This window comes from Lentzea aerocolonigenes (genome assembly GCF_000974445.1).
Taxonomy (GTDB): domain Bacteria; phylum Actinomycetota; class Actinomycetes; order Mycobacteriales; family Pseudonocardiaceae; genus Lentzea; species Lentzea aerocolonigenes.
The window spans coordinates 348,937-371,231 of the sequence record NZ_BBOJ01000005.1 but is presented as its reverse complement, the minus strand read 5'-3'; the positions used below and the strand labels follow the sequence as shown (position 1 = coordinate 371,231).

Sequence of the window (22,295 nt, the reverse complement as noted above, 5' to 3'; positions counted from 1 at the left end):
CGACGCTTTGCATGAGAGGTACCCGATGTCCTGGCCAATCACCACCACACCCCTGTCCACCGCCCCGTCCCCGCGCGTCGAGCGAACGGCGGAGGTCCTCGCCTCACCGATCGGCGACTACCTGCGTGACCCGCTCGGTGCGTTCCACAATGTCCTGGCGCACCTGCGCGACCTCGCCCTCACGTGGGGTCCGATCATCGGGCCGATGCTCGCGGTCGCCGTCACCGCCGCGGTCATCGCGCGGCGCCGGTGGCACCGCCGCTACCACCAGCGCCTGATGACCGACGCCCGTCTGATCACCGTCCTCGCGCCGCCCACGGTCGACCCCACGGGCGCGATCACCGTGTGGTCCAACCTCGTCGGCCTGCTGCGGCCCGGCTGGCTGCGCCGCTTCGGCGGGCAGCCGCACCTGGCCTTCGAGCTGACCTTCACCGACGACGGCGTGCAGATCCGTCTGTGGGTGCCGGGCCTGGTGCCACCCGGCATGGTCGAGCGCGCGATCGAGGCCGCCTGGCCTGGCGCGCACACCCGCACCACCCCCGCCAAGTCCCCGATCCCGACCAGGGCAACACCGGGCCGGCGCGTCGAAGCGGTCGGCGGCGAGCTGCGGCTGGCGCGTTCGGAGGCCCTGCCGATCCGCACCGAGCACCCAGCAGACCCGATCCGGGCGATGCTCGGCGCACCGGTCGGCCTCGGCCCTCACGAGCGCGCCTGCGTGCAGATCCTTGCCCGCCCGGTCACCGGCCACCGAGTGACCAAGGCGCGCCGCGCGGCGCGGCGGGTGCACGAGGGCGGCTCGGTCCACCTGGTCGGCCGGTTGCTCGATGTCATCACGCCGGGCAAGACCCCGAAGGCGTCGACCAGCACGCGGATACCGCAGCTGGATCGGCAGACCAGTCTGGAGTACGCCGCCGAGGACCGTGCTGTGGTCGAGAAGCTGCGGGCGAACCAGTTCGAGACCCGCATCCGCTACGCCGTGGCCACCACCGTGCCCGAGGACGCCACCGCGGGCGAGGTCCAGGCGATACGGGAGGTGCTGCGGGGCCGCGGGCACGCGATCGCCTCGGCGTTCGCGGCCTACTCCGAGCACAACTACTACCGCCGGGTCCGGCTGCGCCGCAATCCGGTCCAGGTCCTGGCCGAACGTCGCCTCGGCAAGGGTGACCTGCTCTCGATCCCGGAACTGGCCGCGATCGCGCACCTGCCGATCGACGAGTCGATTCCCGGCCTGCAGCGGGCCGGAGCGAAGGCCGTGCCGCCCCCGCCGGGCATCGCTACGACCGGTGATCAGATCAAACCGCTCGGGCTGTCGGACTCCGGGCACTCCCGCCCGGTCGGCCTGCACGTCGCCGACGCCCGCCACCACCTGCACATCCTCGGCGCCACCGGCTCCGGCAAGTCCGAGCTGATGGCCCGGATGATCCTGGCCGATGCCGAGGCCGGCCGCGGCGTCGTCGTGGTCGACCCCAAGGGAGACCTCGTCTCCGACATCCTCATGCGCCTGCCCGAGGAGCTCGGCGAGAAGGTCGTGCTCTTCGACGCCGACTCCCGAACCCGTCCCCCAGTGCTCAACCCCCTGGAGGGTGCGGACAAGGCCCGCGCGGTCGACAACCTCGTGAGCATCTTCGCGCGGGTCTATGCCTCCTCGTGGGGCCCGCGCACCGACGACATCCTGCGGGCGGGGCTGCTCACGCTGACCGCGATGCCGGGTACGCCGACGCTGGTCGATCTGCCCAAGCTGCTGACCGTGCCGGCGTTCCGGCAGCGGGTCTGCGGTCAGATCGACGACGAGGTCCTCAAGGGCTTCTGGTCCTGGTACGACGACCTGTCCGAAGCCAACCGTGCGCAAGTGATCGCGCCGCTGATGAACAAGGTCCGTGGATTCCTCTTGCGTCCCTTCGTCCGTGCGGCCATCGCCGGTGGCCAGTCCACAGTGGACATGGACGAGGTGCTCAACACCGGCGGAATCTGCCTGGTGCGCATCGCTCGCGACGCTCTGGGGATGGAAACCGCGCGGCTGGTCGGCTCCATCGTCGTGGCGCGCACCTGGCAGGCCGCGACTCGCCGAGCTCGCGTCCCGCAGCGTCAACGCCGTGACTGCGGGCTGTACGTGGACGAGTGCCACAACTTCTTGAACTTGGCCTATCCGTTGGAGGACATGCTGGCCGAGGCCCGCGGCTACCGGCTCTCCATGGCGTTGGCGCACCAGTACCTCGGGCAGCTACCGAAGGAGCTCGAAGAGGGCATCAGCACCAACGCCCGATCAAAGATCTTCTTCAACGCCAGCCCCGAGGACGCCAAACGCCTGGCACGGCACACCATGCCGCGACTTTCTGATCACGACCTGTCCAACCTCGGCGTCTACCACGTCGCAGCCCGGCTCGTCCTGGGCGGCGAGGAAGCACCACCCTTCACCGCGGTGACCGAGAAGCTCCCGCCCGCGATTCCCGGACGTGCCAAGGCAATCCGCAAAGCAGCCAGGGTCAACACACGCCCACCCGTCACCGACGCTGACGCCGCAACACGCCGCGCGGATCAGCCCACTGTGGACCCGCGCCTCGCGGCCTGACTCGGCAGATCTCGTTCTCCCTAAACGCATGCGGGCTCACCTATTGCGCACGTCCGCTCCGGTGATCCCCGCATGCGTTGCGCTTCACCTTCCCTCATTCCGGCCAACGCCTGGGAGGTGCTTACCCGTGATCTCGAATCCCACGCCTCAAAGGGCATTGCGCGGGCACATGCCCCAGCGCCCCACACCGCGGGCGGCCACCACCGGGGAGCACCACACCCGGCTCGCCGGGCGGCTCACCCTTCGGGACCGGTGGCTGGCCCGGATGCTGCACGAACACAAGGTCTTCACCACCCAGCAGATCGTCGAGCTCTGCTACCCGACCATGCGCGCGGCCAACCACCGCCTGCTCGACCTGTTCAAGTGGCGCGTCGTCGACCGCTTTCAGCCGTTCGTCAGCTCCGGCACTGCGCCGATGCACTACGTGCTCGACATCGCCGGCTCCGTGGCGCTCGCCTACGAGGACGGTCTCGACCCGAAACAACTCGGCTATCGCCACGAAGACGCCATCGGCATCGCCCACTCCCTGCGCCTCGCGCACACTGTAGGCGTCAACGGCTTCTTCACCGGCCTCGTCGCACTGAGCCGGAAGCCCAGTGCCCGCGGCCGACTGACCGCGTGGTGGTCCGAGCTACGCTGCGGCCGGCTCTTCGGCGACATGGTCCGCCCCGACGCCTACGGCCGCTGGCGCGAAGACGGCCACCAGATCGAGTTCTTCCTCGAATTCGACTTCGGCACCGAGGACCTCGGCAAGCTCGGCCGCAAGCTGCACGGCTACGAAAAGCTCGCCACCGCAACAGGAATCACCACACCCGTCCTGATGTGGCTGCCCACCAGCCGCCGCGAAACCACAGCACGTCGAGCACTCGCCGACGCCCTGTCCCAGTTGGACCGCCCAGCGCTCGTACCTGTGGCCACCAGCGCCGCGAACGTCGCGGGCGTGGCCGGCGAGAACAACCCCGCCGTCGCGCGGTGGCTGCCGATCTCCGGTCCAGCATCGCAACGGCCCGGCCGACTGCGCCTCGTCGAGCTCGCGCAGCTGTGGCCCCACGCCGACCCACTCACTGCGACGCCATCCTCGACCTCCGCCCAGGCCCAGCAGACCCCTGCGGAACTGGCCGCGCCCGACCCGCTTCCACCACCGCTTCCCACCAGCCGCTTCCGGAGGTGACCCCATGAAGATCGCCGTTGCCGCTGTCGCGGCCATCATCGCCGTCCCCATCCTCATCGGCGGTGTCGGCCAAGCCGTCGTCAAGGCCCTCTTCGGCAGCAGCACCCAACCCAGCCAGGCAGCACTCGCCGACATCCCCGCTGACTATCTCACCCTCTACCGGCAAGCCACGAGCGTGTGCCCCGGCCTGGACTGGTCGATCCTCGCCGCCATAGGCAAGGTCGAAACCAACCACGGCCGGTCACCGCTGCCGGGGGTCTCCAGCGGAGAAAACTACGCCGGTGCCGGTGGGCCTATGCAGTTCTTGCAGTCCACATTCGACGGCGTCGTCGCCCGCCACTCATTGCCCCCAGGCGGCGCCACACCACCATCCCGGTACAACCCGCATGACGCGATCTACGCAGCGGCCTACTACCTCTGCGACTCGGGAGCACCCAAGGACCTACGCAAGGCGATCTTCGCCTACAACCACGCCGACTGGTACGTCGACGAAGTCCTTGCACAAGCCAAGAAATACAGCGACACCCTGGTCGGCACCGGCGACTGCAACAACATCCAGGCGCCCAGTACCGCCACAGCCATCGCTATCAAGTTCGCCTGTGAGCAACTCGGCGAACCCTACGTGTGGGGCGGTAACGGGGAAGTTGGTTGGGACTGTTCCGGTCTCACCAAGGCCGCTTACGCCGCCGCAGGAATCCATATTCACCGGCACACCCAGGACCTCTACAACGCCGGACCGCTGGTCCCCAGCGGGCAGCCACTCATGCCTGGAGATCTGGTCCTCTACGGCACACCGCGCAACGTCCACCACGTCGGCCTGTACATCGGTGCCGGCAAGATGGTGCACGCGCCGACGTTCGGCCAGCCGGTCCAGGTCAGCAACTACCGCTGGAACGGTGATGACTATCTAGCCGCGAGTCGCCCTGCCACCGATTCGCGCGTTGTGGCTTCCGCGCGCATTTGACCACTCCCGCGCACACATGACCACTGATCATGTACCGCGAACGATTCACTGACGCACTCGCGATCGGTTCCGCGAACGCACCAAGCGCCAGGACGAACGTTTCCGCCCCGCCACCGACTCCGAGTCCTGGTTCGCCCTGTGCTTCAAGTCCCGCGAGGACAAGGAACCGTTCCTCACGGCCGCGCTCCTGATGCACATCGGAGACAAGTACCTCGACGGCCGAGCCGCCGCCGCGGTCCTCTGCGTCAACATGCCGCCACCGACAACGGAGAGGAGTGAACGTTTGCGAAGCCGTCTCGGCCGACTGATCGCAGGCGCCCGCTGCGCCATCTCGCGCCGCGCCGCCATCCCTTCGCCGGGCCGCAGCTCGGGCACCTAGCAATTCAGTTCAACGCGTTGTGAACACAGTGCAGGAGATCCGGTACCCCGGAAAGGAGCATCTCTCGGGTGGGGGACTTCGTCGTCAGTGTCGCGAGATTGTCGACGGCGGCGAGCAGGAGCAGGCTCGGCCACTCGTCGCCGTCCAGTCCTGCGGCGCTGCCGCCGTGCGTGGTGTACTGCAAGCGGAGTTCGTCGTGCAGTTCGTCGGGCAGATAGTGCGCAACCATCGCTACATCGAGTCCGCGGACCCCGACGCCACAGCGTGCGAAGTCCACCACCCCGACTGATCCAGCCGCCTCGTCGAACATCAGGTGATCCTCATGGACGTCGGCGTGCACAGGACCGATTTCGCCGGGGATCTTGTCCAGGCTCTCCAAGACTTCTTCGGCGCGCATCATCGCCCGCCACAGGGAACCGAACTCCCCACCTCCCAGCACGTCCCCCACGGCGTGAGTGACGATGCCCGCGGCGTTGTCGAAGTAGGTGGAGTCATAGCGGCGGGCCGAGCCCATCACGCGCGTGGTCGACTTCGACAGCTCGGTGCGCTGCAATGCCGTCAGCACACGTGCGTAGGCGGTCAGGAGCTGTTCGGTCTCCAAGGCACTGGCACGTCCTGGGACCCAGCGCGACAGCGTCCACTTCCGGCCACCCCGCGACACCGGCATCAGGCCACCGTCTGCCCGCTCCAGCGGTACGGGCGTGCGGACATCGGGGTTTCCGGTGAGGTCGCGCAGCCAGGCGAGCTCAAAGCTCACACCCGGCTCGTCGGCTACTTCCTTCAACACATAGTCGTCGTGGCCATCGGTGACCTTGTACGCCCTTCCCGTCACGCCCAGGGAGAGCGGTTCCCACCCGACCAGCTCGACGCCGAACAACGCGCCCACCGAGACATAGGTCGACGCCACCACGGCATCACGCACAGCATTCACGGCCGCCTCACACATCCCCGTCAACCACGCTTGATCACAGGCTAGCCACCGCGGCAACCACATGCCCGGCGACACGGGGTGATGCCATGTGCTAGCGCGGGCACGCCGGTAAGCCCACCAAGCTGCGCGTCCTGCATGGTGACCGTGCCGACCTGATCAACGTCGACGAATCCGAACCACCAGACGACGATGTCCGCTGCCCAGACTGGGTATCCGAGGACGCACGTACCATCTGGCAGCGCCTCGCCCCGACCTGGAGGAACGCGGGGTGCTCACAGCCTGGGATGTGGACGCGTACCTGGTGGTGTGTGGAGCGCTGGCCCGCTTGGTCGCCCACGGCACCCCCGTCGCCGAATACTGCTTCGACTCCGTGGAGATCCGCCACCCGCCCGGCGAACCCGATCCCATCCGGCCGGACAAGCCCGAGCGAGCTCAAGAAGTCGTCTCGAATGGTCGTTCTCGGCTAACCGGTTCGGTGTCGCTGCAGCGTACTCCCAGGTCGTGCCGGAACACCGCCTTTAGCTCCTCGATCCCTGAGAGGACCGACTTACGGTCACGCTGATCGAGCAAGTCGAGATCTTCTTGCAGTACTGCGAAGAACTCCTCCTGCACGATCTTGAAGAGTGACCGGGCGCGAGCTAGTACCTTCTCGGAGCCGACGAGTTCAACGCTGGACCACGCATGTCCTACCGCCTTGAAGGCGTCGTGCAGCAGGTTGAAGCGATCGACAGACAGTCCCTCTTTAAGAATGGAGTGACGGTGTAACGCGACGAGATTCGTCCAAGCGGCCGCTGCGCTGACCATCTCGGTGAACGCCTGGAGACGCTGCTCCCGCCACTGCATCCGAGCGTCGTGATCGAGTTGTACCGCACGTAAGTGTTGGTCCCGACGCCATCGCAGGTCTTCGCGAGCTTGCTCCCGCTCCCATCTGCGGTCGTCACGGCGTGCCGCGATGACCTGTCCGCCCCATGCTCCGCCGACTGTGCCGATCACAGCGAGAACGCCGAGCATGATCGTGACCCACAACGGCGCTGACGCTCCACCCATCGATCAACCATAGCCACGGGCGTGCACGCCCTGACTTCGCTGGTGGTGGTCCCGTTGGCCATCACCACGAAGTTCACGTTGTCGCCCGAGCAGTGGGTGACCCGTCTCGCGCGGCTGCACAACGCGCAGCTCCCTGAACTCGAACTGCTGGACGCCTACTACGAGGGCGAACAACGCTGTCCTGCATGCATCCGGAGTTGTTGCGGCGCTTAGACCCCGGCTCCGCTCGATCGTGATCAACTGGCCGCAGTTGATCGTGGACAGTCTGGACGAGCGCTTGGACGTCACCGGGTTCCGGCTCGGCGTGAGGCTGCGGCAGATCGGGAGCTGTGGCACATCTGGTTCCAACAGTTCCGCCCAGTGGTCGGAGGTCGGCCACTGGTCCTTGCTCATGATGTGACTCCTGCTGCGCGACGGTGCTGCCGTTCTCTCCCCTGCCACGGGATTCGGCTGGGCGCCAACGGCACCTAGGATTCGTCGCTGTCGTCGCCTTCGAGCAGTTTGTAGACGTTGCTGCGCTGCATGCCGACTTCCTTGGAAATCCGCAAACGAGGCACTCCGGCAGCGTCCGCGGCGAGCACAGCCTTGCGGCGCTTCTTACGGGCCTCTCGCTGCTTTGCGAGCAGCCCGTTGATCTTCTCTTCAAGTTCGGCCTGCTGAGTGCGGGCGGCTTCCAGTTCCTTCTTGATCCCCTCGACCTCGGCCCGGCTGGCCCGAAGCTGAAGGACTTCCTCGGGGTCGCTCATCAGGGAGCCTCTCTCGCGTGTCGTCGTTGTGTCGTACGCGACGACACGGCGTGTTCTGGGTATGTCTATCACACATGTCTATCATTCCCCTCTGTGAGGACATAGCGAGGGCGACGTCGGATAAGGCTGACGTCGCCCTCGCTGATGCTTGCGACAAGGCTGGAAGTCAGGAGCGATGACCTAGCCACCCGCACGCTCCTTGTAGTCCCCGAGCCAGCAGTGACGGCCGACTTCGGCAAGCTCGGCCTGACGCTGCCGCCAGTCGGGCATCCACAGGTTCATGCGCCGTTGCCAGGCGCGTCCGTGTGGGCGTCCGTCGGGCTGGGTGGCGTGAGCCTGTTCGTGTGCGAGCCCGTACTGGATGAGTTGCATCGGCAGGCCGAACACGGCCCAGTGCAGCGTGGTCGTGTGCTTCGGCGGTTCCTCGTAGTTGCCCCAGCGGCGCCGTCCGAGATCGCGAACCGCGTAGCTCAGGCCGATGACGTGGCCGTCCAGTTCGTACTGGCGTCCCTCGCGGCGCAACCAGGCGAGCCCGACCAGCTGGTACAGCCCGATCACCGCCCGGCGGACCAGCTCTGGCCGCTGTCTCCGCACGGACAGGACTCCGTCGGCCGTGATCAGAGGCAGCTGTGCGGCGCCCGCGGGCGCCGCATCGACGAGCTGGAGCCGGTAACGCTGGCCGAGCAGGTCGAACTCCTCGCCGTCGACGAACTCCTTGACCGCGTGATCCGGGGCCAACCGCGTGGCGCTCTCGACCTTCTCGGCGATCCATCGACGGTGGCTGCCGACAAACCGCGCAACCTGCTCCGGGGCGACCGTCGGCGGGATCAGCACGGCGACACCGCCTCCTGGATTGACCTGAATGCCGGTCTTGCGCCGTCGTGGACGGATGGCCACCTCGACCTGCCACTCGGGCGGCAGGTCGAGGGCGGCCAGGGCGGCCCGGAAGGCGTCAGGGCCGGTCATCGCACTCCCTCCTGGTAGTTGATGTGCTCGACCGAGCTGGCCACCGTCGCCGCGCCGGTGCGCAGCAACTCGTTCACGCCCTTCGACGTCACGGAGTGGATCGAGCCCGGCACGCCGTAAACCCGGCGGCCGAGTTCTCCAGCGGCACGGGCGACGGCGAGGGCACCGCTGCGCTGTCCTGCCTCGACGATGACGGTCGCCGCGGCGAGAGCAGCCAGCAGGCGGCACCGTGCGTGGAACCGGATGCGGGCCGGTGGTGTGCCGATCGGGTACTCGCTGACCAGCAATCCGCCCTGCTCGATCACGGTCTGGTAGAGCCGAGCGTGCTGGTGCGGATGGGTCCGGTCGACACCGTTGGCGAGCACAACGATCGTCCGACCGTCAGCAGCCAGCGTGCTGCGGTGCGCCTCCTCGTCCACGCCGAGGCCGCCGCCGCTGACGACGGTCACTCCGGCGCGGGCGAGCTCGTAGCCGAGGTCCGCGGCGACCGTGTTTCCGTACGCCGAGGACGCACGTGAGCCCGTGACCGTGACTGCTGGCGTGGTGAGCTCGGCCAACGAGCCGCTGCCGCGCACCCAGAGCGCGAGCGGTACGCCGTGGCTGGCCGCCAGGCTGGTCAGCCGGCCGAATGGCCAGTCGTCGTCTTCGGGTGTGAGCAGGCGCGCCGTGCCGCCGTCGAGGGCTCGTAGGTCGTTATCGATCTCGGCCTCGGGCCGGGTGATCTCGCTGAGGACGGCGGCGGGGGCGGTGCCGTGCCGGATGCGCGCGACGGCGTCGACCGGCCCGTGGACGGCGACGTACTGGTGGATGGCGGGTGCTGGTGGTTCGGCTGCGCGCAGCAGGAACAGCCTGGCGTGCAGTTCATCGCGTGAAGGCATGGTCACACTCCTGGATGTGTTGGGATTGATGAGTCGGGGAGGTTCCGAGCCTTGACCGGCGCTGGTCTGGTTAGGGCTCGGTGCGGTCGTGCAGTGGGATCGGCAGCCGGTGACCGATCAGCTCGCGCCAGCGGGAATCGCCGGTGTGGATGTGAGCACCGGAGGCCATGAACCACTTGCCGGGCGGGGCATCGGCCGGGCGCGCAACGAAGCGGCCGTACTGGAACAGCAGGTAGACGCCTGGGGCGTCGTCCGAGGGTTCGGAGATCCGGGCGAAGGCGGGCAGGCTCCGGTCCTCCCCGACGCCGAGGATGGTCACGTAGCGGACGCGGGAGGACAGACCTTTGTTCGGGCAGTGGATCGGGCCGGTCAGGATCTCCGCGCGCAGTCCCTTGCGGATGACCGGAACCGCGATGACGCCGTCCCCGAGTTCCGAGATCTGGTCGAGTTCCGTGATGCCCCAGGGTGTCTCGGTGTACGCCGCAAGAAGCCGGTAGGCCGGGACTTTGTCGGCGCCATGGCGCACAGTGGCTTTGGCCTCGGCGGGCAGCCGGGTCAGCACCGTCTCACGCAGACGCTGTGTCCAGGCGTACGCCTGGCTGGTGCGCCAGCCGATCGTTCCGCTGGTCTGGTACTCGTAGCACTCCAACAGGCACAGCACAGCGATCGGATGCAGCACGCGGTCGGTCACCGTCGCGACGTAGTCCGGCGGCTTACCGTCGTCCTGCTCGATGTCGCGGTGAGGTTGGTGCTGCTGGAGCAGCATCTGGCCGACCGGGGTGAGATCGTCGAAGACGTCGATCAGGCCGAATTGCAGTCCGGCGTTGACGAGTCCGTCGATGTGCGCAGGCTGCAGGTCGAACCGAGACATGGCGGTATCCCTTCAAGAGAGCGGAAACTTCGGTGAGTGGTTCAGGCCGCGTTGCTGCGGCCCTGGCCCTCGACGAGGGCTTGCTGCACAACGGCAACGGCCGTGTCGACGCGGCGTTCCAGCCGGGCCAGTGCCTCGTCGGTGTGGTCGGTCCAGGCGTCGGCGAAGCTGTCGAGCTCCTTGTCCTGTGCCTGGGCGGGCGCGACCGTGTAGAACTTTTCCTGGGTTGGATAGGTCCCGTCACCGCGCCTGCGGAGCCACAGCCGGCGGTGGGTATCACGATCGCCATCGCGGGCCGGTGCTCCAGCGATCTCCTCGTTGTTCGTCAGCGGGATGTCGACGAGCCGGCTGACTTCGGTCAGCGCGGTGTGGACGGTGCGGTGTCCACCGAGCAGGACGCTGTCCACGGACCGGGCAGCGTTGGCCGGCGCGTAGTAGAGCCGGCGCACGCGGTAGATCGTCCACGGCATCGTCTTCATCCGGGCGACGGCAAGGGCGATGGGCTCGGTCACCTGGTCACGGCGCAGTCGGGTGATCAGTGACTTGCCGGGCCCGAACAGTCCCGATCGAGGGTTGAGCGCCAGACACACGTACTCGTCGATGATGTGCTGCGCCGCTTCGGTTGGCAGCGCGGCGAACCGTGCGAGTTGCTCGGGCCAGCCGGATTTGTTGCCAGCGTATGGACAGTGTCGGCAGCAACTTTTCGGCCACGCTACGCCGAGTTTGCGGTACAGGTAGTCAAGGCAGTCCTGTCGGCTCCATCCCCACTCGTAGATCGGGTACGTCGGGATGCGTTGTCCGCCCATGGAATACGCGGAGTCGCGCGTGATCCTGGTTCCCTCGTGGACGTTGAAACCGATCGCATGGATGTAGGGCCGGTCACCGAACTCGTTGGCACGCCACGCATCCTGCGGTGCACCCTTCGCCTTCTGGCTGCACTTGCGGACTCCGCCGAGCTGCGGCATGGTGCCGGTGACGCGGTTCTCGCGGGAAAGCTTGTACACCCCGTCGAGGTGCAGCCGACACGGCTGCCGGGTGTCCTGAAGTACAGCGACACCATCCTTTTTGGTCGGGCCCTTGCGGGCGACTTCGACCAGGCGAATGTTGTGCTTGCGGAGCAAGGGAAGAATGTAGTGCTGGACCAGTCTTCCGGCTGTGCTCCACTCGTCTCCGGTCTAGGCGATGACGACGACCAGGTTCGAGAAGTCCGACGCGATCGTGTCAGGTCGAGCAGTCGGGTCGGTGAGCATGCAGAGGATTCCGGCTGTTGATTCCGCGCCCATCCCGTACGACCAGACATAGGGCATCAGGTCGAGGGGTTCGGCGGTTGTTCGTGTCCTCCTTTGCATGTTGTCCTCCGTGGCGATGTCGTTGCCGGGCAGGCGATCCGCGTGGATCGCCTGCGAAACTAGAAGATGTTCGGCAGGCGCCAGGTGATGGGCCGGATACGCAGAGGCCGCGCGCCGGCGTAGGAGGCGGCGAGGTTGCCGTGGTCGGTGACGACTCGATAGCCAGCGAGCCACACGGCGAACCACGGTTCGGCAGCAGCGCCTCGGCGGGCCGACGCGTCGGGCGCCGACAGCATGTTCGTGTCCAGCCGAGGTAGGGACGAGCGGTAGTGATCCAGGCGTCCGCCGATCATCGGGCAGGACTCGCTGGTGTACGCGGCGCACCACGGGTGTAGCGCTGGCTCGCTCGTGCACTGCCGTGGTAGGTCGGACAGTCGCATCATCAGCACGGCGCGGTGCTCCAGCGGCCGGCCGCACACTCCGCACCACCGGTTGACCAAGGCGCGGCCCATCCGATCGCGGTCGACCGAGCCGAACAGGTATCGACCGTCGGCCATGCGGGGCGTGATCCAGGGCACGACCAGTCCGCCCACGGTCGGGAGGTGCTGTAGCGACAACGGGATCGGGGGCACGATGACGTCGTTCATGATCCTTTCTCCTGTCTCCATGGGTTTATGGCGTCGCGCACGCACGCGAAGGCCCGTGCGCGACGCTGAAGGTGGGTGAATGACGGCCAGGCGACTTGCCCGCGTCGAGTTCGGCTGCCGGGCTGTCAGGCGGCGCGTGACGTGGTGTCGCGTGCGCACCCGTTGGTGTGGCTGCCGATGCGGACTTCGAGCCGCACGGTTTGGTTGTGGCAGCGGTACAAGGCGCGCGGGTCGAGCCAGTCGGTGTCCCGGTCGTCGTCCGGCGCGAGGCCGACGGCGGTAGGTACACCGAGATCAGCATCGGTGTCGGTGAACAACGTGCCGGCGCCGAGCGTGGATCTCCTCGCCGACCGAGGGCGTGGAGGGTGCGAGGGACCGCACGATGTCGCCACAGTTGGCAGCTTCGTCCTTCTCGCGCTATAGCACGATGTTTCCCGCCGGAGCGTCAGTCGGCGAGTTCACCGAGCATCTGCGGGAGGCAGTCTTCCTCAAACCTCGCGTTGCCAACCAATCCGTGCGGGCACCACTGTTCGAAGCGAACGCTGCGCATGAACAAGGAGTCCGCGATGCGATGTCCGGTCGAGTCGTGATCGACGTGGACCCGCAGCCGTGCGCCACAGGCACCGAGGCCGATCAAAAGGTACTCGACAGCAAGGGTAGGAAACCCGTTCAGCAACACGATCGGTTGGCAGTTGGCGCCAAGCTGAGCAACGGCTGTGTCGAGCACCATGCCGTTTTCGCAGACATAAACGGTCGTGTCGGCTGGCACGCTCCAAATGCCTCGGAGCTTGTCCATGTCAAGAGTGACAGCGCTCTCTGGGCTCTCGTTGACCGACGCGACCGCAGGCGCATCACCGGTCAACGGCAGTCGATACGTTCGGACGGCCGAAGCTCCACTGCGCGACGGGTTCGCCGCTTCGCCCATGAACAGTTGCCAGAGTTGTTCCGTGGGCAGCACCGGCACGCCCGCGACACCGCACATCGCTATGGTCTGCAGCGCACGGGATCGTTGGCTGCCGCGGTGCGGTACCCAACGATCGGTGATGGCGCGGATCGTCTCGGCTGCCGAGGCGTCCAGGCGTTGGCCGTCAGGGATGTCGATCTTGAATCCGCGTGGCGTCCACACAGCGGTCTTGTCGTTGACGTGCTGCCAGTGCGCAGTCTTTCGCGTGCGGTCGTAGAGCACGATCAGGACGGGGATGGAGTATTCAAGCCAGCGGGCTAGGTGGTGCTTGTGGCCGTACAGAGTCCAGTGCCCAGCTCGACGAAGGTCAGCTGTACGCGCGTCGCCGGCCTTGATTTGCAGAGCGATCAGGCGCCCCGTTGGCTGGTCGTTGTCGGCAATCTCGATGATCGCGTCGACTCCCCAGTCCGACTCGTGGTGCTCACGAAACTTCCATCCCAGCCCGTCCAGGACGATGGACGCGACTCCATGAACGCCTGACCGTCCGACCCTGTCCGACGCTGGCCCCATGAACAAACGGTACCGCGCGGGGAGCCGTGGGAGGTGTACGTGGTCAAGGGCGACTCGGCGACCCGCGGCACCGACCCGACTCACCGCCACCATGCGCTGCATCGACGATGCCGACCAGGCAGCAGCCAAGACGTCCGCTCCGGCGGGCTGCTATAGCTGATCATTGGTGCTCGAACGCAGCCGCTGGCTTGTGGAATGGTCCCGGCCGTGTGGCCGGAGGCAACCCGCGGGTTCCTGGTCCTAGCGATCGGCGTCTGGGTTGCACTGTGCCGTGGTGATGTCGCGGTGGTCCGTGCTGCGGTAGTTGGTGTCGCGGTCGGTCGTGGGCGTCCAGCCCAGTGCGGCCAGCAGCGGCCGGATACCGGCCCACCAGCCACCAGGAAGCCGCCGGAAGAGCCATTCCTCGGCGGTGTAACGGTCTAGGTCGGCATTGGGCCGCGGGATCACGATCGAGGTGGGACGTAAGGTGAACAGGTCGATCGTGATCACGAGAGCGCGGAAGGTGGCGCCGGGCGCGGTACCGATCATGCTGGCGCTGGGTGCTGCGTTGATCAGCGTGGCGTGGTACCGGGTGGCGTCACCGGGGGCCCACCAAGCCCAGCGCGGGCGTTCCGTGGGGACGTCGATCTCGGCGATGAGTTGCCGGGCATCGTGAATGTCGTTGGTAGTCATGGCGGTTAGAGCTCCTTCGGATGTGTATCAGCCCATGCAGCGCGATGCCCTCCCCGTGGCGAGTTGGTGCTGGGGAGGGCATCGCGCCGATGTTGCGTTGCTGGTTGAGGGAGTGGTCAGGAGTGGCGGTGTCGCCGGCGGGCGTGCTCGACGGCGTTGGTGATCGTGTCGCCGTTGGTCTGCGCGCTCGTGTGCTGGTAGAGCGGCCAGGACCAGACGCAGTCGCGGCCGTCGCAGTAGATGCGGACGTGCCCGTCGTCGTTTTCCTGGAGTACCAAGGGAAGTCGGTGTCGCTCGGGCTCGGGCCGCTGGGGCGTGCAGCCCGATACGGTGAGGCGTGAGCCGTCCTGAAATCCCACGTCGACTCCGCGCTCGGCGAGGTGTTGCACGACGTGGCTGACCAGGTCTTGCGCGTTGACCTTGCCGACGGCCGAGCCGGGCCGAGCGGGATTTTCGAGGTAGTTGTGCACCAGGTCTTCCAGCGTTTCGACCAGAATCATCGGTTGGACCCTTTCGTGGGAAGCGGATGGGTGCGCGGGAAGGGGACGTGGCCGGACGCAGGCGGCAGGTGGCGGCGCTACTTGTATTCGCGCTTCCACCTGGCTTCGACCTTGGGCGCCAGTTCGGCGCGCAGGTCGTCCTCGGTCCGGTCATGCTTTGCAGCCAGGGCGGCCAGGATGAGCCGTGCGTCCTCTTGGTACGCGGCGATGGTGTCCCGATGGTGGGCGATGCTTGCCCTGGTCAGGTACCGGGCGTAGGCCAAGGCGTCCGCGTAGGAGCGGCGGGCCGTGAACTCGGTGTCGATCTGCCCGTAGCCCTTGGTGTGCAAGGGGGTTCCGTCGGGTGCGGTGATCGCTTTGGCGGCTTTGGCTTTCGCGCGTTCGGTCTTCTCCGCTTCCCGCGCGAGTTGCTCCGGGGTCTTGATCCGGCTGGGCCGATTGCGGACGTCGACCGGCGCGCTGGGGTAGCACTCGGTGCACGCGGCCTTGCCGGCCTGCTCGACGATCTCGGTCTCGTCGTGCCCGGAGAACTGGGTGAGCCAGGCGAAGCGGGTGGACGGGAAGCAGGTGCGGCACTCCATGGTGCGGTGGACGTGGCCGCCGGTGTTGAGGACAAGCCAGGCGCGGGTCCAGCCGCCTCGGCGTTCGAACTCCGCATCGAGGGGGCGCGCGGCGGCCTCGCACTCGGCGATGGTCTGGCGGGCCTGCTCGATCCGGGGCTGCGACTCGGTCGCGTACTCGGCCATGCCGTCGTTCACCAAGCGCTGGACGCGGGCGGTGAGCTTGTCGAGGGCGTCCTGGGCCTTGGCGTGCTCGATGCCGAGCTGGGCGAGTTCTTCGTCGATCTCGGACGGGGTTGCGGTCGTGGGGTCGTCGATGGGCATGGTGGTTCACCTCGGAACGGGTTCGGGCCAGGCCGTGTCGGCCAGGCGAGGGCGTGGGAAGGCGTCGCCGGTGCGCCAGGCGCGGACGGCGGGGGCGAGTTCGCTGGTGACGGCGCGGTCGAGGTCGCGGATGTCGATCGCGGTCCGGCCGTTGCGGCGGGCGTCGGCCCACAGGTCGATGACCTTGGTGAGGCTGTCGGCCAGCAGCGCGGTCAGCGCGGTGGGTGGGTAGTCCTCGGCGACCGCGGCCAGCAACCCGGCCATTTCGGGCAACGGCATGCCGGGGGTGGTGTAGTGGTCGAGCTGGCGGACCGGCAGCGTGACCACGTGCTCGGGTCCGGGCTCGGCGCCGGCCAGCGTGACCGTGCCGAGCTGGACGTCGGCGCCGAGTTGGAAGACGTAGACCCAGAAGCCCATGCGGTTGGTCGCGCGGGTGAGCGACTGGCGCGGCAGGTGGCGCTCCCGTGCCACGTCGAGCGCCTTGGCGCGGTTGGCGGGCACGGTGAGCACGTCGTCCAGGCGGGCACGTGACAGGTCGAGGCGGTCGTAGAACTTCACGAACACGAGGGACTCCCCTTTCGGTGCGGTGGCGCGGTTTCACGCGCGGGTCTGGGCGAGTGCGTGGGGTGGCAGGGCGGTGGTGGTCCAGCCGTAGAGGTCGAGGACCTGGCGGGCGTGGGTGCGGCAGTAGAGGTCGAAGGCGCCGCCCTGGCCGGCGTGGGTGGCGCGGCGGTGGCAGTAGCGCGGCGTGCGGCCGTTGCCGAACTCGGTTTGCCAGGTGCACACGCGCAGCCGGTGGACGCGGATGACGAGGCCAGGGCCGCCGTTGACGCCGGTCCAGCGGCCTCCGTCGATGTCGGTGGCGTGCCAGACGTAGCGGGTCCACCGTCCGCCGGAGGGGGTGTAGGTGCGCCGGCCGATCTGGTGGGCGTCGGCGGGGTCGATCGTGGCCAGGTGCCCGCCGGGCCAGGTAGTCAGCGCGTCACCGGTCGAGGACACGTAGGCGACGAAGGTGTTCGCGCGGGTCATCGCGTGGCGTTCGTGTTCGTCCGAGCACGGGTAGCAGCTCGTGGCGCCGGTGGTCGAGTCGATGGCGCGGCCGGTGCCGATCCCGCTGGGGTCCGGGGTGGGCGGGTGGCCGCAGTCGAGGACGTCCGCCACGAGGGCGGTAGAGGAGGTGGTCATGGCGGTATCGGTCCCTTCAGGCCGGTAATGGGCGGAATCGGGGAAGGCGTAGGCCGGCCGTTCGGCCACGGAGGCGGCTTGAACGGCCGGAGGTGATCAACGGGGCGCCGGTCGACCGTCGACGGGGACGGCCGACCGGTGGGAAAGGAGAGAGACGGAGGTCAGCGGCAGTGGCCGGTGATCTGGACCAGGTGGGCCATGTCGACCACGGGACCGGCCCAGTAGCGGACGTGGGCCGGTTCGTTGCCGATTCCCCAGACGTAGAGCCGGAAATCGGGGTCGCTCGGGCAGGCCCACACGGAGCGCTGACCGGGCCCGTCGGGCGCGGGGGCGCCGTGTTGGTCGCACCGATCATCGACGATCAGGCCCCCGCCCCAGGATGACCGCAGGTGCGCGAACACCCGGACGTACGGGGCGTCGAACGGCACCGTGTGGGCCTTCTGCCGGGCCGCGCCCCATTCGGCCAGTGCGTCCGCGGACAGCGGTCGGCGGGAGGTGATCACGGCGCGCACGGTGTCGACGTCGGTGAGCCGGCCGTGGTCGCTGCTGTCCGAGTAGGCCAGCGCGCACGGGCCGGTGAACCACAACGTGATCCACTGCGGGCCGCGATGCCAGCCGCGCGCATAGCCGCGCCGGTCGCCCAGTTCGGTGATCGGGATCGGTGGCAGCACGCCGTCCAGGCCCCGGTCCGGTCGGGGCGTCCACCCGTGTGCGCGGAGATCGTCGTCAATGGTCGGGTAGATCATGTCCGTGGTCCGGACGCCGGAGTAGCCGCGTGCCGCGCGGCTCAAGGTGTCGGCCAAGCCGTTCATGCGGCCGGTGACGCTGCGCAGGCCCTGCACCGGCATCGGTCGCGAGCTCAGCGCGTCGTCGTGCAGGTCGGCCACCTGGCAGCGGAGCTCCGCCGCGAGCCTGGCCAGGCCGGAGAGGCTCGCGGCCTGCACGCGGTTCACCGTCTCCAGGGAGTCGGCCCGTGCGCGTTCCCGGTCGAGTTCCGCGCGCAGTGCGTCCAGCGTGGTCGGGTGGTCGGTGGTCATCGTGGTGCTCGCTTTCGTCGGTCGAATTGCGTGAATGTGCGTGATGGGAAAGGGGGTCACTGTTCGGCGAGCACGCGGTCGAGCTGATCAAGGAAGTAGTCGACGTCGGTGTTCGGGCGCATCGCGTCGCCGGAGGGCATCCAGTCGAAGTCGTCGACGTAGTCGGCGCGGTCGGTGTGGTCGAAGGTGTTGACGTAGTCGGTGTGGTCGCATTCGCAGCAGTCCGGCGCGGTGACCGGGTACAACTGGCTTCCGACGTTCCGGGACGCGGTGGCCAGCGCGCGGTCACGGAACGTGGGCGCGGTATAGGTGGCAATCGCGGTAACCACGCGAGCGGCCGGGAATCGGGCGAACAACTCGGCCAACACGTCGTAATGGGCGTGCCAGCACGCGGAAATCGTGCGGCGCCTGCCGTTCGGGCCGGTGCCCTTGCCGAACGCGGATGCGCTCCCCTTGGCGCCACAACCGGCCGTGTCGGTTGCGCGGAGAGTGAATGTCGCGCGGGGGCCGGCGCGGTTGCTGCGATCCTCGCCCGTGCGCACGGCGATGTTTCCGTCGTAGAGCGCGCTGGACGCGTCGCGTACGACGCGGTGAATATCGGTGAGGGACACGCCGTACACGAACATGGTTGAACTCCTTTACTGATTCGGGAAACAGTGGTGATGACGTGCGCGCGGATGAGTCGAACAATCCGCAACGGAAAGCCGAGCCGTTGCAACCGTTGCGCGCGGGTGAGAGCTGCGCGGCGCCCGTCATGAACGGGCGCCGAGACACGCGGCTGTCTATCAGTGAAATTTTCGGGAATGCGCTGGACGATTGCGCTAGATCCAGGAATCGACTCGGCGGACCGTGGCGCCGCACTTATTGGCGACGTACTCCGCAGCGTCCGCCAGGTCCGAAAATCGGTACCGGTAGGCGGACAGCGGCACCGGACCAGCCGCGCCGTCGGTGGACTCGATACGCCAACGTCCGCGCGGTGCGCGCTCGCAGGCGACAAACGCACACCCATCGCGCGTGAACGCGACCGCGCTATCGGCGTCCTGTTCGCCGTACGTGTCGTCTGTCATGACGTAGCCGTTTTGGGCGTACTGAAAGTGAAGCTCTACGACGTTGTCCGCGTCGGTGGACATGTGATCTCCCTTGACGTTGGCCGATCGGTCGGTTACGTGCGCCGGTTTCAGGCCCAGCGCGGTTGAAATTCGTCGCGCAGTCCGTCAAAGGTCCACGCGCCGAAAATGCGGAACTGTCCGCAACGCACGCGGACGTGTGCGCGCGGGACAGAGCCACTCGGGGTGAATGTGGTGTGTTCGCCACGGCGGTAGGCGCCGCGCGTGGCGGTGACCCGCACGGCGATTTCGCCGCGCGGGGTGTACCCGGTCACCTTGGCCGGGACGAGTCCGGAGAAACTGTCAAGGAAGATAAGATCACCGATCCGAATAGCGGTCATCCGAATCGAATGGCGTTGCGTGTTAGTCATCGTGAGACCTCACTCGGTGATGCGTTAGGCGGCGGACTGGTAGCCCGTGCCGGGGCAATTGGCGAGATGGGGCAGGTAGACGGTTCGGAAGTCGTTCCACGCGCGTTCGGAGTTCGCGCGGGCCCGGTTGCGTCCACGGTCCAGTCGGTTGGGGCCGCGCCGTTGTTCGGCTTCCTGGTTGAGCCGTTGACGGGCGAGCCAGGTCACGGCCTGCACCTGGTGTGCCGAGACCCGTTCTCCCGTGCGTTCGGAGATCAGCTCCGCGGCACGGCGGTACAGGCTCACCACGTGGTCGTACTGCCGACGGGAAACCGTTCCGTCCTTGCGGCGGAACCCGTTGACCGGTGCGGAGTCGTACTCCTCGGAGGTGAGCGCGCGACCGTGCGCCACTGACAGCGCGTGCCGGTCGATCACCACGCGCGGGTCATTCGGGTCCTGATCTCCGCCGAACTCGATCAGGTGGGCAAAGTCGCGGATCTTGGGACCGTTCAGGATGTCCTCATACCGCTCACCGTCGAGCAACCGGTCAGCCGCGCGTTTCTGCCCGGTTGTGGCGAACATTCCGGAACCGGGCCCGCCGATTCCCTTACCCTCGCGCAGTACGCGAGCGGCATTAAGGACGTTGCCGATCCATCCTTGCTGGGGCGAGTAGATCGCGAGCATTCCGGCGCCGAGATGGGCGTCACCGTTCGCGATGGCGGTTGCCACGTGGTGTGCGTCGGCATACCAGCGCATTCCCTGCGCGATTTCGTCGGGTGTGGCCTGTTCCCAGTGCCACACGATGTTTTCGTGGCTCACGGGGTGTGCCCGGAACCATGGGTGATCGCTGGGGGCAGGCATGACAATTCAGTCCCTTTTAGGTGTGATTCACGGTCGCCGGCGAGTCGTCCCACAAGCGGGCCCATCCCGATTGCGCGGGACGCGCGCCGGTCGTTCGTACGTATTTGTCCAGGGCGAGCAATGCGCGTCGCACTTCTCCGACGTCCAATTGCCACAGTTCACGGGAGATCTCATCCCGCGCACGGTCAAGGTCAATCGCGCCCGATGAGGCGAGGGAATACAGGGCGGACGACATGCCGCCGTGCCAATCGGACGCGATACGCCGCGCTTATCCGTCGCTGATCATGACGATGACTACACTCATGGTTTGCCTCTTTGATTCACGCCGCTACTGTGACCGGAATTGATTCCATGGCGGAGAAATCGAAAATGGCGAGCTGTGCGGTTTCCCGCGCGAGCGTCATTGCCTCGGACAGGTCTGCGGTCACGACGGAAACGTCCAAGTAGACGCGACCGGTCGCAGGGTCGCGCCATCCGCCGAGAACGCGACCGGGCAGCGAAAGAGCGTCTTTCGCTTGCCCGATGTATTCGTGAAGATCGTTACTGGTCACGGGGCCGTCGAAAACGCGTTCGTGTTCCGGGTGTACGGCAACCGCATAGCCCGTGCCGATGTCGGAACCGTCGTTCGGGTTGACGGAAAATCCGCCGTCAGGAACGGACAAAGCGTCCGCCATGGCGCTAATCCGGGCGGACCAATCGATCAGAGTCATAGTCATGGCGGTACTCCATTTCGTGCGAGAAAAGTGATTGACCGGCAGTGATTCAGGCCAGTTGTGAACTGGCACCGAAACGCGCAACCCTCACCGTTGTGAGATCTCCGCAAAGGGGACACATCCCGTATCCGTGCAATACGGCACTACTCGCGTGATGAGGGTTGCGCGTTCCGATGGCACATTCCCTGAATCTCTAAACTGTTGGGATAAGCCGTTATGTCTAGCGCGCAACGCAAGGAACCATGTCCGTAAGGGTTTGGCGTGCTATGGGCAGGCGAGAGCGACGCTCTCAAGCCAGAGAAACCCAATGTCGGCAACCACCTAAGACAACCCCGAACGCCTACACATTGCGACGTTTTTCGGTGCTAGACCACCATTGACTTATCTTGGGGACACACCTGTGGCAGGCATGCCATTTATGCGCGCTACTCCGCTCTATAGCAAGAGCTATACAAATGGTGCTGCAAGCGCAGTTACTACACATTCCCGCTCGGAAATGAGCGTTTGGCTACGCGTCGTTCACCATTCCGCTCTGCACGGATTCGCTGCTGACCGCACGGCCCAAGCCGTTGCCCGCGCTATACGGGACTTAAGGTTGTTGTCGTTAGGAAAGTTGCCGTGGTGATCGACTCGCAGGGACGCCGTGCCCTGGTCCTCGTCGCCCCCTTGGTTGCTGTCCTACTGACATGTCTATTAGACATCCAAGTAGGACACTTCGCAAGAGGAGGGGCCTCTGCCGTGACCTTGCCGTGACCTGATCTTGTAAATGTCTTGGTCAGCCCCCACGTGCACGTGGCATCAACACTCGCGCCAACCCGCACCCTTTGGTTCAGGGACTGCATAGGAAGGGAACAGCCGGCACGACGGCGCCCAGCGCACGCGACCAGCGACCGGCACGACGGCGCCCAGCGCACGCGACCAGCGACCGGCACGACGGCGCCCAGCGCACGCGACCAGCGACCGGCACGACGGCGCCCAGCGCACGCGACCAGCGACCGGCACGACGGCGCCCAGCGCACGCGACCAGCGACCGGCACGACGGCGCCCAGCGCACG

General features: G+C 67.0%; 27 protein-coding genes. 4 read left to right on the top strand and 23 right to left on the bottom strand.

The window, feature by feature from the left end; genetic code table 11:
* The first annotated feature begins 25 nt into the window (after positions 1-25).
* From AOM45_RS12380 to AOM45_RS12370, 3 genes are all read left to right on the top strand, one after another.
* Positions 26-2,569: a helicase HerA domain-containing protein gene (locus tag AOM45_RS12380; protein WP_030472498.1), complete on the top strand. Its 2,544-nt coding sequence runs from the start codon at positions 26-28 to the stop codon at positions 2,567-2,569.
* 127 nt (positions 2,570-2,696) lie between these two features.
* Positions 2,697-3,740, top strand: coding sequence for a replication-relaxation family protein (locus AOM45_RS12375; protein WP_030472499.1), 1,044 nt, complete (start codon positions 2,697-2,699; stop codon positions 3,738-3,740).
* Positions 3,741-3,744: 4 nt separating this feature from the next.
* Positions 3,745-4,704 (top strand): C40 family peptidase, encoded by a 960-nt coding sequence (locus AOM45_RS12370; RefSeq protein WP_030472500.1) that lies wholly within the window; start codon positions 3,745-3,747, stop codon positions 4,702-4,704.
* A 383-nt stretch (positions 4,705-5,087) separates the two neighbouring features.
* On the opposite strand, the gene AOM45_RS12365 is transcribed toward AOM45_RS12370, so the two are convergent.
* Both AOM45_RS12365 and AOM45_RS12360 read right to left on the bottom strand, forming a co-directional pair.
* The gene (locus AOM45_RS12365; protein WP_162185748.1) at positions 5,088-6,005 is read right to left on the bottom strand and encodes an aminoglycoside phosphotransferase family protein; all 918 of its coding nucleotides are present in this window, start codon (positions 6,003-6,005) and stop codon (positions 5,088-5,090) included.
* Between the two features lie 441 nt (positions 6,006-6,446).
* Complete coding sequence (locus AOM45_RS12360) at positions 6,447-7,040, bottom strand: hypothetical protein (protein ID WP_156094308.1); 594 nt, start codon at positions 7,038-7,040, stop codon at positions 6,447-6,449.
* 42 nt (positions 7,041-7,082) lie between these two features.
* Here AOM45_RS12360 and AOM45_RS52145 point away from each other — a divergent pair, with 42 nt between their 5' ends.
* Positions 7,083-7,274: a hypothetical protein gene (locus AOM45_RS52145; protein ID WP_030472503.1), complete on the top strand. Its 192-nt coding sequence runs from the start codon at positions 7,083-7,085 to the stop codon at positions 7,272-7,274.
* A gap of 254 nt (positions 7,275-7,528) precedes the next feature.
* Here the strand turns inward: AOM45_RS52145 and AOM45_RS12350 are convergent, their stop codons facing one another.
* The 21 genes from AOM45_RS12350 to AOM45_RS52810 all read right to left on the bottom strand — a co-directional run.
* Positions 7,529-7,807 carry a hypothetical protein gene (locus AOM45_RS12350; RefSeq protein WP_030472504.1) on the bottom strand — a complete coding sequence of 93 codons (279 nt, stop codon included), beginning with the start codon at positions 7,805-7,807 and terminating at the stop codon, positions 7,529-7,531.
* A gap of 180 nt (positions 7,808-7,987) precedes the next feature.
* Positions 7,988-8,773, bottom strand: coding sequence for a M48 family metallopeptidase (locus AOM45_RS12345; protein ID WP_030472505.1), 786 nt, complete (start codon positions 8,771-8,773; stop codon positions 7,988-7,990).
* Positions 8,770-9,651, bottom strand: coding sequence for a DNA-processing protein DprA (dprA, locus tag AOM45_RS12340; RefSeq protein ID WP_051784551.1), 882 nt, complete (start codon positions 9,649-9,651; stop codon positions 8,770-8,772). The genes AOM45_RS12345 and dprA overlap by 4 nt, the downstream gene beginning before the upstream one ends.
* Positions 9,652-9,721: 70 nt before the next feature.
* Positions 9,722-10,522 carry a DUF8317 domain-containing protein gene (locus AOM45_RS12335; RefSeq protein WP_030472507.1) on the bottom strand — a complete coding sequence of 267 codons (801 nt, stop codon included), beginning with the start codon at positions 10,520-10,522 and terminating at the stop codon, positions 9,722-9,724.
* Positions 10,523-10,563: 41 nt separating this feature from the next.
* On the bottom strand, positions 10,564-11,643 hold the full coding sequence (locus AOM45_RS12330) for a hypothetical protein (RefSeq protein ID WP_059362374.1): 1,080 nt from the start codon (positions 11,641-11,643) through the stop codon (positions 10,564-10,566).
* Positions 11,644-11,697: 54 nt separating this feature from the next.
* Complete coding sequence (locus AOM45_RS50770; RefSeq protein WP_156094309.1) at positions 11,698-11,871, bottom strand: hypothetical protein; 174 nt, start codon at positions 11,869-11,871, stop codon at positions 11,698-11,700.
* A 59-nt stretch (positions 11,872-11,930) separates the two neighbouring features.
* Complete coding sequence (locus AOM45_RS12325) at positions 11,931-12,458, bottom strand: hypothetical protein (protein ID WP_030472509.1); 528 nt, start codon at positions 12,456-12,458, stop codon at positions 11,931-11,933.
* A 125-nt stretch (positions 12,459-12,583) separates the two neighbouring features.
* Complete coding sequence (locus tag AOM45_RS12320; RefSeq protein WP_030472510.1) at positions 12,584-12,775, bottom strand: hypothetical protein; 192 nt, start codon at positions 12,773-12,775, stop codon at positions 12,584-12,586.
* 128 nt (positions 12,776-12,903) lie between these two features.
* Complete coding sequence (locus tag AOM45_RS12315) at positions 12,904-13,932, bottom strand: DUF4365 domain-containing protein (RefSeq protein WP_162185749.1); 1,029 nt, start codon at positions 13,930-13,932, stop codon at positions 12,904-12,906.
* A 240-nt stretch (positions 13,933-14,172) separates the two neighbouring features.
* Positions 14,173-14,604, bottom strand: a complete 432-nt coding sequence (locus AOM45_RS12310) for a hypothetical protein (protein ID WP_030472512.1) — start codon at positions 14,602-14,604, stop codon at positions 14,173-14,175.
* Between the two features lie 116 nt (positions 14,605-14,720).
* On the bottom strand, positions 14,721-15,104 hold the full coding sequence (locus AOM45_RS12305; RefSeq protein WP_030472513.1) for a hypothetical protein: 384 nt from the start codon (positions 15,102-15,104) through the stop codon (positions 14,721-14,723).
* A gap of 77 nt (positions 15,105-15,181) precedes the next feature.
* Positions 15,182-15,988 carry a hypothetical protein gene (locus AOM45_RS12300; protein WP_051784553.1) on the bottom strand — a complete coding sequence of 269 codons (807 nt, stop codon included), beginning with the start codon at positions 15,986-15,988 and terminating at the stop codon, positions 15,182-15,184.
* Positions 15,989-15,994: 6 nt separating this feature from the next.
* Positions 15,995-16,552, bottom strand: coding sequence for a hypothetical protein (locus tag AOM45_RS12295; protein WP_030472515.1), 558 nt, complete (start codon positions 16,550-16,552; stop codon positions 15,995-15,997).
* 33 nt (positions 16,553-16,585) lie between these two features.
* Positions 16,586-17,173 carry a hypothetical protein gene (locus AOM45_RS12290; RefSeq protein ID WP_030472516.1) on the bottom strand — a complete coding sequence of 196 codons (588 nt, stop codon included), beginning with the start codon at positions 17,171-17,173 and terminating at the stop codon, positions 16,586-16,588.
* Between the two features lie 161 nt (positions 17,174-17,334).
* Positions 17,335-18,210: a hypothetical protein gene (locus tag AOM45_RS12285; RefSeq protein ID WP_030472517.1), complete on the bottom strand. Its 876-nt coding sequence runs from the start codon at positions 18,208-18,210 to the stop codon at positions 17,335-17,337.
* A 56-nt stretch (positions 18,211-18,266) separates the two neighbouring features.
* Positions 18,267-18,836: a hypothetical protein gene (locus AOM45_RS12280; RefSeq protein WP_030472518.1), complete on the bottom strand. Its 570-nt coding sequence runs from the start codon at positions 18,834-18,836 to the stop codon at positions 18,267-18,269.
* Between the two features lie 195 nt (positions 18,837-19,031).
* The gene (locus tag AOM45_RS12275) at positions 19,032-19,340 is read right to left on the bottom strand and encodes a hypothetical protein (RefSeq protein ID WP_030472519.1); all 309 of its coding nucleotides are present in this window, start codon (positions 19,338-19,340) and stop codon (positions 19,032-19,034) included.
* A gap of 47 nt (positions 19,341-19,387) precedes the next feature.
* Positions 19,388-19,687: a hypothetical protein gene (locus AOM45_RS12270; RefSeq protein WP_156094311.1), complete on the bottom strand. Its 300-nt coding sequence runs from the start codon at positions 19,685-19,687 to the stop codon at positions 19,388-19,390.
* A 24-nt stretch (positions 19,688-19,711) separates the two neighbouring features.
* Positions 19,712-20,527, bottom strand: coding sequence for a DUF7178 family protein (locus AOM45_RS12265; protein ID WP_169792634.1), 816 nt, complete (start codon positions 20,525-20,527; stop codon positions 19,712-19,714).
* Positions 20,528-20,847: 320 nt separating this feature from the next.
* Positions 20,848-21,237 carry a hypothetical protein gene (locus AOM45_RS12260; RefSeq protein WP_156094312.1) on the bottom strand — a complete coding sequence of 130 codons (390 nt, stop codon included), beginning with the start codon at positions 21,235-21,237 and terminating at the stop codon, positions 20,848-20,850.
* A gap of 832 nt (positions 21,238-22,069) precedes the next feature.
* The coding region (locus AOM45_RS52810) for a hypothetical protein (protein ID WP_236703368.1) at positions 22,070-22,295 on the bottom strand (226 nt) is incomplete at its 5' end.